The sequence below is a fragment of the Hymenobacter busanensis genome (genome assembly GCF_008727865.1).
GTDB lineage: Bacteria > Bacteroidota > Bacteroidia > Cytophagales > Hymenobacteraceae > Solirubrum > Solirubrum busanense.
Map to the genome: position 1 here is coordinate 46,412 of NZ_VTWU01000003.1, position 14,422 is coordinate 60,833.

General features: G+C 61.9%; 7 protein-coding genes. 1 reads left to right on the forward strand and 6 read right to left on the reverse strand.

The window, feature by feature from the left end; translation table 11 throughout:
• Positions 1–47 precede the first annotated feature (47 nt).
• The 6 genes from F0P96_RS08125 to F0P96_RS08150 all read right to left on the reverse strand — a co-directional run bounded on the left by F0P96_RS08125 (position 48) and on the right by F0P96_RS08150 (position 13,745).
• Positions 48–1,025 (reverse strand): polyprenyl synthetase family protein, encoded by a 978-nt coding sequence (locus F0P96_RS08125; RefSeq protein WP_151078368.1) that lies wholly within the window; start codon positions 1,023–1,025, stop codon positions 48–50.
• Between the two features lie 477 nt (positions 1,026–1,502).
• Entirely contained in the window at positions 1,503–4,106 is a 2,604-nt protein-coding gene (gene rnr / locus F0P96_RS08130; protein WP_151078369.1) for a ribonuclease R, read from the reverse strand.
• A gap of 548 nt (positions 4,107–4,654) precedes the next feature.
• Positions 4,655–6,643 carry an ABC transporter ATP-binding protein gene (locus F0P96_RS08135; RefSeq protein WP_235917430.1) on the reverse strand — a complete coding sequence of 663 codons (1,989 nt, stop codon included), beginning with the start codon at positions 6,641–6,643 and terminating at the stop codon, positions 4,655–4,657.
• A 204-nt stretch (positions 6,644–6,847) separates the two neighbouring features.
• Entirely contained in the window at positions 6,848–7,498 is a 651-nt protein-coding gene (locus F0P96_RS08140; RefSeq protein WP_151078371.1) for a lipoprotein signal peptidase, read from the reverse strand.
• Positions 7,499–7,722: 224 nt separating this feature from the next.
• The gene (gene ileS / locus F0P96_RS08145) at positions 7,723–11,127 is read right to left on the reverse strand and encodes an isoleucine--tRNA ligase (RefSeq protein WP_151078372.1); all 3,405 of its coding nucleotides are present in this window, start codon (positions 11,125–11,127) and stop codon (positions 7,723–7,725) included.
• Between the two features lie 146 nt (positions 11,128–11,273).
• Positions 11,274–13,745 (reverse strand): efflux RND transporter permease subunit, encoded by a 2,472-nt coding sequence (locus F0P96_RS08150; protein ID WP_151078373.1) that lies wholly within the window; start codon positions 13,743–13,745, stop codon positions 11,274–11,276.
• A 197-nt stretch (positions 13,746–13,942) separates the two neighbouring features.
• Between F0P96_RS08150 and F0P96_RS08155 the strand changes: the two genes are divergently transcribed.
• Positions 13,943–14,347, forward strand: coding sequence for a hypothetical protein (locus F0P96_RS08155; protein WP_167291185.1), 405 nt, complete (start codon positions 13,943–13,945; stop codon positions 14,345–14,347).
• Positions 14,348–14,422 lie beyond the last annotated feature (75 nt).

Here is a 14,422-nt window from a genome sequence, read left to right on the forward strand (position 1 = left end):
TTCGACTGTACTCAGCATCATAGGCTATTCAGCCTATATGAACACGGCTAACTCTCGCGCTCCATGAGCTGCAGAGCGAGGCCGCGGAGGAGAGCTTTGCGGGCGGTGGGAGCGGCTTGGACGGCGTCGAGGTGGTAGAGGGCGTCCTGGAAGTACTCGTTGATGAGGGCTTCGGTGCGGGTACGGATTTGTAGCTCGTCGTATACGGCCGTAATGGCCTGCACCTTGGCTTCAGCGGTTTCGGGGGTGTTCAGCCCTAGCCAATGGTGTAGCGTGGCTTTCTGGGCCTCGTTTGCGCCTTCCAGCGCGGTGAGGAGCAGGTAGGTCTTCTTGCCCGACACAATGTCGCCGCCGACGCGCTTGCCGAAGGTGGCCGCGTCGCCGTAGACGTCGAGGAGGTCGTCGCGCAGCTGGAAAGCCAGGCCAATGTCGGTGCCGAAGCGGCGGAGGTGGTCGGCATCGTCGGGGGAAGCGCCGCCGAGGCGGGCGCCCAGCTCCAGGGCGAAGCCGAGGAGGACGGCCGTTTTCAGGCGAATCATGTCGAGGTACTGCGGGATGCTCACGTGGGCTTCGGTTTCGAAGTTCATGTCGAGCTGCTGGCCTTCGCAGACTTCGGCGGCGGTTTGGCTGAAGCGCTGGAGCAACTCGCGCAGCAACGCGGGCTCAATGTCGAAGAGCAGCTCGTAGGCGCGCACCACCATCACGTCGCCCGAAAGGATGGCCACGTTGGGGTTCCACTGGACGTGCACCGTGGGCTGGCCGCGGCGCAGCGGGGCCTGGTCCATGATGTCGTCGTGGAGCAGGGTGAAGTTGTGGAAGACTTCGACGGCCAGGGCGGGCTTCAGGGCCACCTGCCAGTCGTCGGTGAAGAGGTGGGCGCCGAGCAGGGTGAGCAGCGGGCGGATGCGCTTGCCGCCCATGCTCATGCTGTAGCGGATGGGCTCGTAGAGTTCCTGGGGGGTTTCGCCGTAGCGCAGGTCGGCCAGGGCAGCGGAGAGGGCAGCAGAGAAATCGGAAAGATCCACGGAGGAAGGCGGCGAGAATGTGGGGTGCAAGGTACGGAGGCGCGGCGCAGGCTGGGGGTTGCGCAGGCGGTTATGGAGCTAAACACGAAAGGGGCGTTTTAGGCTTGGAGAAATTGTGACCGGAGCTGGAACGACTGAAACCATGCCCGGAACGGGTGCGGTTGGTGCCGGAAGCATGAGTGCCGAACCCGGAACGACCGAAACCATACCTGGAACTGTTGGGACCGGACCCGGAACGACTGCGCCCGGTGCCGGAGCGGCCGGGACCATAGCCGGAACGCCCGCGGCCGGTGCCGGAGCGGCCGGGACCAGTGCCGGAGTCGTTGGGACTGGTGCCGGGGATTTGGGAGCAAAAACGGCGCATGTTGGAACGCGAAACCGCCCCGCCGGCACGGGGCTGGCGGGGCGGTTTTGTCTTGAAGCAGGGGGGTCTGGGCGGGCGTCAGCAACGACGGAACCACGCCAGTGGCAAGTTGGCTAGCGGTGGAAGCCGCTGCGGCCGCCTTTCTTGCCGCCGCCGGATTTACCGCCCGACTTGCCGCCGGGGCGGCCGGAGCCGTCGCCACTGCGGCTGCTGCCGCCACGCGGGCCGCGGTCGTCGCGGGAGCGGCCGGCGTAGCCGTCGGATTTGGCGCGACCCTCGCGGCGCTGGTTGCTGCCGCGGCCTTCGGTTACCAGCTCCAGGTCGATGGTGCGGTCGAGCAGGTTGGCGGCTTTGATGATGACCTCCACCTTGTCGCCGAAGCGGATGATGCGGCCGGTATTGCGGCCGATGACGCGCAGGTTCTCCTTGTCCAGCTCGAAGAAGTCCTCCGGAATGTCGGCCAGGCGGGCCATGCCTTCGCTCTTGGTTTCGCCCATCTCCACGTACATGCCCCACTCGGTGAGGCCCGACACGACGCCGGTGAACTTCTCGCCCACGTGCTCGGCCATGAACTCGACCTGCTTGTACTTGATGCTGGCGCGCTCGGCCTGAGCAGCCCGCTTCTCGCGCTCCGAGGAGTGCTTGCAGTCGGCTTCCAGCTCGTCCACGTCGGCGCTTTTGCCGCCGTGCAGGTAGTGCTCCAGCAGGCGGTGGGCCATCATGTCGGGGTAGCGGCGGATGGGCGAGGTGAAGTGCGAGTAGTGGTCGAAGGCGAGGCCAAAGTGGCCCAGCGGCTCGGTAGTGTAAATGGCCTTCGACATGGAACGCACGGCCAGGGCCTGAATGACGGACTGCTCGGGCTTGCCCTCTACCTCGGCGGTGAGCTGGTTGAGTTGCTTGCTGATGTCGGAGCCTTCGGCGAAGTTGAGCGAGTGGCCGAACTGGCGGGCAAACTGGGCGAAGTTTTCGAGGCGGTCGGGGTCGGGCGCGTCGTGGGTGCGGTACACCATCGTGAGGCGCGGCTTGCGGGGCTTGAGGCGGAACACGTAGTCGGCCACCTTGCGGTTGGCCAGCAGCATGAACTCCTCGATGAGCTTGTGGGCGTCTTTGCGCTCCTTGATGAACACGCCCACCGGCTTGCCTTCCTCGTCGAGCTTGAACTTGACCTCGGGCGCCTCGAAGCTGATGGCGCCCTTGCGGAAGCGTTCGGCCTGCAGCTTTTTGGCAATGCGGTTGAGCAGGTTGATGTCGTCGGCGTAGTCGCCCTCGCCCGACTCGATGCGCTCCTGGGCCTCTTCGTAGGTGAAGCGGCGGTCGGAGTGAATGACGGTGCGGCCAAACCAGGAGTCGTAGAGCTTGCCTTTCTCGTCCAATTCAAACACGGCCGAGAAGGTGAGCTTGTCCTCGTGGGGGCGCAGCGAGCAAAGCCCGTTGGAGAGGCGCTCGGGCAGCATCGGAATGGTGCGGTCGACGAGGTACACCGAGGTAGCGCGGTGCTTGGCTTCCTTCTCCAGGCGCGTGCCGGGCAGCACGTAGTGCGTCACGTCGGCAATGTGCACCCCGATTTCGTAGTGGCCGTTGTCGAGCGTGCGCAACGACAGGGCATCGTCGAAGTCCTTCGCGTCGACGGGGTCGATGGTGAAGGTGGTGACGGGGCGGAAGTCGCGGCGCTTGGCAATTTCGGCAGGGCTGATGCTGGCCGGAATGGCGTCGGCTTCCTTCTCCACTTCCTCGGGAAACTCGAAGGGCAGGCCGTACTCGGCCATGATGGCGTTGATTTCGGCCTCGTGGCCACCGGCGGGGCCGAAGGTGCGCACCACTTCGCCCACGGGCTGGCGGCCGGCCTCGGTGGGCCACTCGGTAATCTTCACCACCACTTTGTCGCCGTTCTGAGCCTCGCCCAGCGCGTGGGGCGGCACAAACACATCGAAGTAAAGCTTCTTGTAGTCGGGCTGCACAAAGCCAAAGCCGGCCTGCATCTGAATGCGGCCCACGACTTCCTCCTTCACGCGCTCGAGTACTTCCACCACGTCGCCGGTAGGCTTCCCGTCACGGTTCTGACCGATGCGCACCTTCACCGTGTCGCCGTCCATGGCAAAAGCCAGACGGTCGGTAAACACGCGCAGGTCCTCGGGCAGCTCGTCGCTCACGATGAAGGCGAACTTGGTGTTGGCCAGGTCCACGGTGCCGGTAATGTAGTTGCTGCCTTGCTCGCGGTGCTCACGCAGGCTGCCGGGGCGGCGGTTGCGCTCGGGCCCGGGGCCGGGCATGTCGAAGCCGGCCGAGCGGCGGCGGTGCACGATGGGGTCGTGGGGCTGCTGCTCGGTGAGGTTTTCGAGGGGACGGCGGTTGCGGGGCTGGTAGCCAGCAGCCGGGGCCTCGCTCCCACCGTCGGCGGGCTGGTCCTGGGCGGGGCGCTGGGTGGCGTCGGTACGGCCGGGAATTTCCACCAAGCGGTAATCGTCGTTTTGGAGCAGGGCCACGTGGCCGCTTTTCTTGAGGCTCTTGAGCACGTCGAACAGGCTTTCGCGCTGCTCTTTGTCGACCACGCCGAGGCGGCGGGCGAGCTGGCGGTAGTTGAACACCTTGCCGGGGTTGTCGGCGAAGATGCGGAAGACGAGGGTCTTGTTGATGACGGCCGACGGGGCGGCTTGGTCACGGCGGCGGGCCGGGTCGCGCTGCGGGCGCGGGGCATCCGAGTTGTTGTTTCTCTTCATGTTGAAAAGGGTCGCCGCCGGGCTGCGTTGGGTATTTCTGACGGGCGGCGAGTTAGCGGAAAAAAGCAGGCCAATGCGCACCGCGTTTCGGGCGGGCCTGCAGGGTGAATATGGACGCCGGCGCATTTTGGTTGCGCCCGACGAGGGGAAAGTGGTCTAGTGTTCGAAACCCGACCGACTTAAGTTGTGCGAAAGATCAGAACTTCTGAATACTTCACGGAAAGTTGACGTGCTGCGGGTGGCAGGTGGGCAGCACGTCTGGCAAGCAGCGGGTTTTTAGCCGCTATACGCTACGCACGAGGTTTGGGGCGTGGCGGAAATGGTTTGGAAGTGGTGATACGCTTAAAAGGGCTGAAATGACGTGCGCGAATAATTACCGGGTTGAATAAAGACCGTCATGCAGAGCGTAAGCGAAGCATCTCGCGTGTTTAGTCAGATAGTAAAATCACTCATCAGCACGCGAGATGCTTCGCTTACGCTCTGCATGACGTTCACACGAAGCGGTAGAGATGTTTCGACTGCGCTCAGCATGACGGGCTGCTATCCACTTACACCAACTCCCTACGCGCAACGGCGGCCCGGATGTCGGCGGGCTCGTCTTTGGGAATGGCGGCCAGCAGACGCTGGGTGTACTCGTGCTGCGGGTTGGCGTAGACCTCGGCGGCCGGGCCCTGCTCCACGATTTGGCCCGCGTTCATCACCAGCAGCCGGTCGCTCATGAAGCGGGCTACCGACAAGTCGTGGGTGATGAAAAGGTAGGTGATGCCGAAGTCGCGCTTGAGGTCGTTGAGCAGGTTGAGCACCTGCGCCTGCACCGATACATCCAGCGCCGAGACGGATTCGTCGCAGATGATGCATTTCGGCTGCAAGGCCAAAGCGCGGGCAATGCAGATGCGCTGGCGCTGGCCGCCGCTGAACTCATGCGGGTAGCGCAGGTAGTGTTCCTCTTTCAGGCCCACGGTGCGCAGCAGCTCCAGCACGCGGTCTTTTTGCTGCCGGCCGTTGCCGCCCACGTTGTGCACGCGCATCGGCTCCAATATTGCTTCGCCCACGGTCATCATCGGGTTCAGAGCCGCGTACGGGTCCTGAAAAACCATCTGAAAATCCCGGCGACGACGACGCAGCTCCCCGGTTGGCAGCCTGGCCCAGTCATCCCCATCGAACAGAATGCTGCCCGAAGTTGGTTCCACCAGCCGCAGCAGCGTGCGGCCCAGCGTAGTCTTGCCGCAGCCCGATTCGCCCACCAACCCCACAGTTTCGCCGCGGTTGATATCGAAGCTCACGCCATCGACGGCCCGCACGACCTCGGTAGCGCGGCCGAAGAAGCCCTTGCGGATGGGGAAGTGCACGTGCAGGTTCTGCACGCTCAGCAGCAGCTCGCCGGTGGAGGCGTGGTACGGGGCGGTGTGCGTTCCGTCTACTGGTACGTCGGCCGCAGCGGCTTCGGCGGGCGCAGCGGCTACCGGCGAGGTGGCAGCATTGGGTACGGGCTGTCCAGTTTCAAGTAGCGGGGCGGTTTCGAAGCCAATTAAAGCATCGGCCGAGTGTGGAACATCGGCATGTTCCACGGGAAACAATTTGGCGGTGTCAGGTTCGTTTTTAGGAGCAGCGCCCTTCAGGGCAGCATCTTCGTTTGCAGGACTTTGCAGCGAAACCGCCTCGGTGCTGAAAAAGCCTCCGGTGGCGTCTTCGCGCATGAAGTCGGCCACCGTGGGCAATCTTTTTTTACCAACCGACAATTTTGGGCGGCACGCCAGCAGGCCCTTCGTGTACGGGTGCTGGGGGTTGGTGAAGATGTCGAGCACGCGGCCCTGCTCCACCACTTTGCCGCGGTACATGACCAGAATGCGGTCTGCAATTTCGGCCACCACACCCAGGTCGTGGGTGATGAAGAGGACTGCCGTGTTGCGCTGCCGGCGCAAGTCGTCGATGAGCTGCAGGATGCGGGCCTGCACCGTTACGTCGAGGGCGGTGGTGGGCTCGTCGGCAATGAGGATGGCGGGCTGGCAGGCCATGGCCATGGCAATCATCACGCGCTGCTTCTGCCCGCCGCTGATTTCGTGCGGGTAGGCCTTGAAGATTTTCTCGGGCCGCGGCAGCTGGGCTTCGGTAAACAGCTCAATGGTGCGGGCCGCGGCTTCCTGCTTGCTTAGCGTGGTGTGCAGCCGCAGGGCCTCCACCACTTGCGCCCCGCAGGTGTGCACGGGGTTCAGCGAAGTCATCGGCTCCTGAAAAATCATCGAAATTTCGTTGCCGCGCACCTTTTGCAGCTCTTTCTCCGACAGCCGGAGCAAATCCACCTCGCCGCCCAGCGCCTCCGACTGAAACCGTGCCTCTCCCCCACTCAACTGGCCGGGCGGCATCGGAATCAGCCCCAGCAGCGCCAGCGACGTCACCGACTTGCCTGAGCCCGATTCGCCCACAATGGCCACTGTTTCGCCCGCGCTGAGCTGAAACGACACGTTTTCGACCGCGCGGGTATTGCCGCGGTGCGAAGCGAAGTCGATGGTCAGGTTGCGGACGTCTAAAAGGGCCACGGATTCAGCAGGTTTAGCGGATTGCACGGATTTCGTGAACGATTGTAGGGGCACGTTGCACGCGCCCACCAGCAAAAAGGATGGTAAGCAAAGGTTGCGTAGCTGCAAGAACGGCAACGTTCCGCGTAAAAATTCAACAGCCCGCGGTTTCGGCCGCGGGCTGTTGGAATCCAGAGCTTTTAAAAAGTGGCTAATAGCAGCTCCTTAAGCCACCTCAGCCGCTTCGGCATCGGGCCGGTGCTGGCTAGGCTCGGGCTGGTGCACGTGTTTCCGCTCCTCGTGGTGCTGGAAAAACTTGCTCTGGTTGATCAGAATGAAGACTACGCCGAGGAAAATGGCAGCATCAGCCACGTTGAAAATCGGCCAGAGCGAGACGTGCATGTTGCCAATCAGCGGCCACGAGGCGGGCAGGAAGCCTTCGTAGAGGTCGAGGTAGAACATGTCGATAACCTGGCCGTGGAACCAGGGCGTGGGCGCACCGAAGGGGGCGTTGTCGTAGATCTTGCCGTAGCCGATGGAGTCGATCAGGTTGCCGATGGCGCCGCCCAAAATGGCTCCAACGCACCAAATAAGGCCTTTCGGGGCACCGCTTTTCCACAGGCGGTAGATATAGTAGGCAATACCCGACACGGCAATCAGGCGGAACGTGGTCAGCAGGATCTTGCCGTAGGGCGGCGGCAGCTCCACGCCGAAGGCCATGCCGGGGTTCAGCGTGTAGTGCAGCTTAAACCAGTCGCCGAGGAGCGGGATTTCGCCCGGCATGCCCGGTTGCATGTAGGTGTGCACGGCCCATTTCACCATTTGGTCGATGACGATGACCAACAATGCGAGCAGGTAGTATTTCCAATACTTCATGGTGAGGCTGATGTGGCTGCTTTCTGGAATTGCACTGTGAATGGCACAACATCACACTCCAATTACATACTCGGCAGCATAAAATTCCGCTGAGCTTTGTGCTGATGGAATCGGCCGGGCGGGGCCGGAAATGAGGATTTTGAACTGTTTCAGACTACGCCGGCGCAATTATATGCGCCGGTGTGCCGGGCGGCGAAATTACGTCGCCGCCCGGCACCTGTGGCTCAGCTTTTTACGACTTCCAGGCGAACGGGCACCTTGTACTCGTCGAATTCCAGCTCGGCGCCGTCGCTCAGGCCATTGGCCAGATCAAGCGACAGGGCCTGCGTTTCGGTGCGGATGTAGTCGCCGTAATTCTCCACGGCCTGCACCAGCTCGGGCTGGTCGGCGCCGAGGGTGACGCGGATTTTGTCCTGCACTTCCAGGCCCGAATCCTTGCGCAGGTTCTGCAGGCGGTTCACCAGCTCGCGGGCCACACCCTCGTGGCGCAGCTCGTCGGTGAGGGTCACGTCGAGGGCCACAGTGAGCGGGCCGTCGGTGGCCACCAGCCAGCCGGGCAGGTCCTCGGTGCGGATTTCTACGTCGTCGGGCGAGAGCGTTACCGACTGACCTTCAACTTCTACCGCCAGCTGACCGGCTTTTTCGAGTTGGCTGATTTCCTCCGGCGTCATCTGCTGAATGCGGGCGGCCACAGCCTTCAGGCGCGGGCCGAACTGCTGACCGAGGCGCTTGAAGTTGGGCTTCACCGACTTCACCAGCACCCCGCTGGTGTCGTCGAGGAACTCCACGTGCTTCACGTTCACCTCGGCGCAGATCAGGTCTTCCACCTTGCCGACCTGCTCCCGCGTCGTCTCCGTCAGCACCGGCACCAGGATGCGCTGCAGGGGCTGGCGCACCTTCAGCACCGACTTCTTCCGCAGCGAGTGGGTGAGCGAGCTGATGCGCTGGGCCAGCTCCATGCGCTCCTCCAGGGCCTTGTCGATGAGGTTTGCATCGGCCTGCACCAGCTCCGTGAGGTGTACCGATTCGTAGCGCAGGGGCGTGTTTTTCTGCACGGCCTCGTCGCGCACGGCGTCGGTCATGTTCTTGTAGAGCCACTCTCCGAAGAAGGGCGCGATGGGCGACATCAGCTGGGCCACCACCACGAGGCACTCCTGGAGCGTCTCGAACGCGGCTTTTTTGTCGGCCGTCAGCTCGCCTTTCCAGAAACGGCGGCGCGAGAGGCGCACGTACCAGTTGGAGAGTTGGTCGGTGACGAAATCCTGGATGGCGCGGGCGGCTTTCGTGGGGTCGTAGTTGTCGAAATGGCCCTGCACTTCAAGGATGAGCGACTGCAGCTTTGAGAGAATCCAGCGGTCCAGCTCCGACAGCTCGGCCACGGGCACGCGGTCGAATTCGCGGGCCTGAAACTCGTCGAGGTTAGCGTAGAGGGCGTAGAACGAGTAGGTGTTGAACAGCGTGCCGAAGAAGCGGCGCTGCACCTCCGTGATACCGGCGAGGTCAAACTTGAGGTTGTCCCAGGGCTGGGCGTTGGCAATCATGTACCAGCGCGTGGCGTCGGGGCCGTACTGGTCGATGGTCTTGAACGGGTCGATGGCGTTGCCGAGGCGCTTCGACATCTTGTTGCCGTTCTTATCGAGCACCAGGCCGTTGGCAATGACGTTCTTGAACGCCACCGAATCCTCCAGCATCACACCCAGCGCGTGCAGAGTGAAGAACCAGCCGCGGGTTTGGTCAACGCCTTCGGCGATGAAATCGGCCGGGAAATTCTTCTCGAACTGCTCTTTGTTTTCGAGCGGGTAGTGCCACTGCGCGTAGGGCATGGCGCCCGAGTCGAACCACACGTCGATGAGGTCCGTCTCGCGGTACATGGGCTGGCCGCTGGGCGAAACGAGGAAAATATCGTCCACGTAGGGCCGGTGCAGGTCGGTCATTTCCCCGGTTTTGATGGGGTTATGCGTCATCACCTCGGCGGCCACGGCCTTGTCGATTTCGGCGCTCAGCTCGGCGATGGAGCCGATGCACAGCTCCTCCGAGCCGTCCTGGGTGCGCCAGATGGGCAGCGGGGTGCCCCAGTAGCGCGAGCGGCTCAGGTTCCAGTCGACCAGGTTTTCCAGCCAGTTGCCGAAGCGCCCGGTGCCGGTGCTTTCGGGCTTCCAGTTGATGGTTTTGTTGAGCTCGATGAGGCGGTCCTTCACGGCCGTGGTCTTGATAAACCACGAGTCGAGCGGGTAGTAAAGCACGGGCTTATCCGTCCGCCAGCAGTGCGGGTAGGTGTGCTCGTACTTCTCCACCTTGAAGGCCCGGCCGCGCTCCTTGAGCCGCACGCTGATGTCCACATCGAGGGTGCGGTAGTCGGCGGCCGATTCGTCGTGGCCGTCGTAGTTTTTCACCCAGCGCCCGCCGAATTCGCCCATCTGCGCCACGTAGCGCCCGGTGCGGTCCACGATGGGGCCGAGCTTGCCCTGGTCGTCGCTGACCAGCAGGGCCGGCACGTCGTTTTGCTGGGCTACCCGGAAGTCGTCCGCGCCGAAGGTCGGCGAGATGTGCACGATGCCGGTGCCGTCTTCGGTGGTCACGAAGTCACCCACGATGACGCGGAAGGCCCGCTCCTCCCCTTCGAAGGCCGGGAAACCAGCCTGCTGGTTGAACAGTCGCTCGTACTTGATGCCGGCCATCTCAGCGCCGCTGAACTCACCCAGCTGCCGCCAGGGCAGCACTTTGTCGCCGGCTTTGTAGCCGTCAAGCTCGGCCTGCGCGCCCTTCTCGGTGAAGTGGCGGCTCACCAGGTCCTTGGCCAGCACCACCACCTGCGGCTCGTAGGTGTAGGGGTTGAAGGTCCGCACGACGGCGTAGCGGATGTTCTTTCCTACGGCCAGACCGGTGTTGGCCGGCAGGGTCCAGGGCGTGGTCGTCCAGGCCATGATGAACACGGGCAGGCCGTCGGCCAGGGCAAACAGCTTGTCTGACTGCTCATCCCGCTTCACCTCGAACTCGGCCACGATGGTCGTGTCCTTCACGTCCTTGTAGGTGCCGGGCTGGTTGAGCTCGTGCGAGGACAAGCCGGTGCCGGCGGCCGGGGAATACGGCTGGATGGTGTAGCCCTTGTAGAGCAGGCCCTTGTCGTAGAGCTTCTTGAGCAGGGCCCAGCAGCTTTCGATGTACGCCGGCTCGAAGGTGATGTAGGGGTCCGAGAGGTCCACCCAGTAGCCCATCTTCTCGGTCAGCTTGTCCCACTGGTGCTTGAAGCGCATCACCGTTTCGCGGCAGCGCTGGTTGTACTCCTCGACGCTGATTTTCTTGCCGATGTCCTCCTTGGTGATGCCCAGCTCCTTTTCCACCTGCAGCTCGATGGGCAGGCCGTGGGTGTCCCAGCCGCCTTTGCGGTGCACCTGCTTGCCGTTGAGTGTCTGGTAACGGCAGAAAATATCCTTCACCGTCCGGGCCATCACGTGGTGAATGCCGGGGGCGCCGTTGGCCGAGGGCGGGCCTTCGTAGAACACGAAGGTTTCCTTCCCCTCGCGGGTGGTCACGCTTTTCTCGAAAATGCCGTTCTGCTTCCACCATTCGAGGATGTCGGAGCCGACTTTGGCGTAGTCGAAGGGCTGTTTGTATTCGGGGTATTTCATCGGGAATTGGGGCCTGACTTCCTGGCTTGTCTATAGTTGCGTATGCAAAAATCGGCTCGTGCAGGCGGCCGCGGTTGGCTCGGAAAGTCGGTTATCGAAAGCAAACAAAAATGGCGGCAAAAACGCTCAGACGCAGGTGTTAAGGGTTAACTCAACTCGTTGGTGGGCGGCAGCTGAGCGGCGGGCAAGGAAGCGCCCGGCTTCACCTGAATGCGGTTCAGGTTCAGCTCGAGGTCGTCGTCTTCCTCGTGGTACTGCTCGTCGTAGTGCTGTATCAGGGCGCTGTCGATGGTTTCGTCCTTGCCGTGCTCGAAGGTGACGAGCAGGGCCGGCAGCAGAATCAGGTTCGAGAAGTTGGTAATCAGCAGCGACGCCGACATGAGCAGACCCAGCGCCTTGGTGCCGCCGAATTCGGAGAAGGCGAAGATGCTGAAGCCCACGAACAGCACGATGCTGGTGTAAATCATGCTGGTGCCGGCTTCCGAAAGCGTGGTCGATATAGCGGCCTTCACGCGGCGGCCGTTGGCGGCCATTTCCTGCCGGAACTTAGCCAGCAGGTGAATGGAGTTGTCCCCATCAATGCCCAGCGCAATGCAGAAAATCAGGGCCGTGGCGGGCTTCAGGGCAATGCCGAAGAAGCCCATGATGCCGGCCGTGAGCAGCAAGGTCACGAAGTTCGGCAGCAGGGTGAAGAACACCGAGCGAATGGAGCGGAACAGAATCAACACGATCAGGCCGACCAGTGCAAAGGCCAGCACCAGGCTTTCCTTCAAGGTGCCGATGACGTACTCGTTGCCCTTGGTGAAGAGGATGGTGGTACCGGTCATTTTCACCTCCATGCCCGTGCCGGTGAAGATTTCATTGATCTGCGGCTGGATTTTGGTGATGAGCAGGGTATCGAGGTTGCGCGAGCCGATGTCGGCAATCTTGAGCGAAATGCGGGCTTTCTGACCGGTAGAGTCGGTGAAGGAGCGCAACAGCTTGCTGTCCATGCTGGCCGATTTGCCTTGCGCGCTTTGCGAGCGGGCCAGATAGCTCAGAATGAAGTTGCGCTCGGAGTTATCGGGCAGGCGGTAGTAGCTCGGGTCGCCGTTGTAGAAGGTCTGGGTGGCCGCTTTCAGGAACGTGACGATGCTGATGGGCGAGGTGAGGACCGGCTGGGTGCGCAGGTAGTTTTCCAGCCGGTCGATGCGCTCCAGGTTCTTAAGCTTGAGAATACCGCGCTTCTTGCCCGTGTCTACCACGATTTCCAGCGGCATTACCCCGTTGAAGTGCTCCTCAAAGAACTTCAGGTCAGAATTGACGGAGGAATTTTTGGGCAGATCATCGACCATGTACGACACCGATTGCAGCTTGCTGGCCCCCAGCGCGCCTAGGGCGCAGAGCACCAGCGCAATGCCGTAGACCGTGCCGCGGCGCTCCAGCACGAGGTAGTCGAAGAACTCCAGCAACTTGGTTAGCGGCTTGGCGTCGAGGTGCTCCAGTTGCTTGGGCGTGGGCGGCGGCAGGTAGGTGAAGACTATCGGGACGAGGATAATCGAGATGAAAAACGCCGCGAAAATGCTGATGGTGGCCACCCAGCCGAACTGGTAGAGAATGGCAATGTTGGTGAAACAGAACACGAAGAAGCCAATGGCCGTCGAGGTGTTGTTCATCAGGGTTACCAGCCCGATTTTGCGCACCACCCGCACCATGGCCAGCACCTGGTTGCCCGAAATGCGGTAATCATAGTGGTAGCGGGAGAGCAGGTAGGTACAGTTCGGAATGCCGATAACGATGAGAATACTCGGAATCAGGCCCGTAAGCAGGGTGATTTTGTAGCCCAGCAGCACGATGGTGCCCACGCACCAGATGACGGCCACGCCCACAATGAGCAGCGGAAATACCACCGCCGACCACGTGCGGAAAAACACCAGCAGCGTGACGCTGGTCACCAGGGCGGCCAGCATCAGGAAGAATTTCATTTCGCCCGCCACCTTGGTTGTCATGGTAGAGCGCACGTAGGGCAGGCCGGCGTAGTGCAGGCGGATGTTGGTTTTCTTGGTAAACCGCTCGGCGTGGCCCAGCACTTCCTTCATCACGGCCTGCCGCTTCGAGGAATTCAGGTACTTCGGGTCCATGGTGAGGGCCAGCAGCGTGGCCCCGGTGGTGGGGCTGATGAGCTGGCCCTTGTAGAACTCCTGCCGGTTCACGATGCGCATGAGCGAATCGAGTTCCTGCTGGGTTTGCGGAAAGGTGTGGAAGATGGGCGCGGTGGCAAAGCGCTGGTTGGCGGTGTCCTTGGTGAGCTGGATGAGCTTGGTAACCGACAGCACCCCGCTCACGCCTTCCACCTTGCTCAGGGTATCGGTAAGCAGGCGCAGCTCGTTGAAGTTGCCGAGCTTGTAGACCGAGCTGTCCTGCAGGCCGAGCACGAGCACGTTGCCGTCTTCGCCGAAGGTCTTTTTGAACTGCTGGAAGTACACCATGTCCGGGTCGTCGGGCGACACCACCTGGGCAAAATCGTAGGTCATTTCCACGTCCTTGGCCTTCCAGGCCATAAACGCGGTGATGATGGCCAAGAGCCCAACGAGCAGGCGGCGGTTTTTGATAATCAGCAGGGCGAGCTTACTCCACATCGGCAACAGCAGGAAAATTGGGGCAAAGGTACACAATGGCCTGTGCGCTATTTTTTCGGGCTTATTGTACCGAAGCAGGAATTTTCAGTAATAGAACAAGTATCTGTAACTCAATATGTTGAAGTCTCCGTATAAGCCGTAGTTTTCGCCGCCAGCCGATGCAACCCACCGTATGCCGAGGCTGCTCTTCGTTTCAGATGACCCTCTACTATTCCCCGGATGCTTCGTTGAGCTACAACGCAGCGGCCGACACCCTGCATTTGAGCTTCAACGCTACCCGGCTGGATTTGTCGTTTGGCATTGCCTACCAGCACGCGCTGGAAGAAATGCTGAAGCAGAACGTGGGCAAGCTGCTGCTCGACCTGAAGCGCAACGCGCCCTCCGACGAAAACCAGGAAGAGCTGCTGCTCGAGCCGCTCACCCGCTGCCTGGTGCAGCCGCTGGCCCGGCCCATGTTTATAGCGGCGGTGCTCACCGAAGGCCAGTACCAGTACCAGATCAGCAACTGCCCGGCCAGCGGTACCACGTTCGTGCCCGGCCAGGTCGAGTTCAACTACTTTACCTCCCGCCGCGAAGCCACTGCCTGGCTCAGCGGGCAGTAGCTGCCCGCCGCGAAATACTTTTGACGTGCCCTGATGCGTTGAGCTTGGCAAGCACTATATAGTGCTTGTTTTTTG

Excerpts from the sequence above, each read along its gene's own strand:
- ileS (WP_151078372.1), bottom strand. The coding sequence starts at position 11,127 with ATGAAATACCCCGAATACAAACAGCCCTTCGACTACGCCAAAGTCGGC.
- rnr (WP_151078369.1), bottom strand. The coding sequence starts at position 4,106 with ATGAAGAGAAACAACAACTCGGATGCCCCGCGCCCGCAGCGCGACCCG.
- F0P96_RS08150 (WP_151078373.1), bottom strand. The coding sequence starts at position 13,745 with ATGTGGAGTAAGCTCGCCCTGCTGATTATCAAAAACCGCCGCCTGCTC.
- F0P96_RS08155 (WP_167291185.1), top strand. The coding sequence starts at position 13,943 with ATGACCCTCTACTATTCCCCGGATGCTTCGTTGAGCTACAACGCAGCG.
- F0P96_RS08140 (WP_151078371.1), bottom strand. The coding sequence starts at position 7,498 with ATGAAGTATTGGAAATACTACCTGCTCGCATTGTTGGTCATCGTCATC.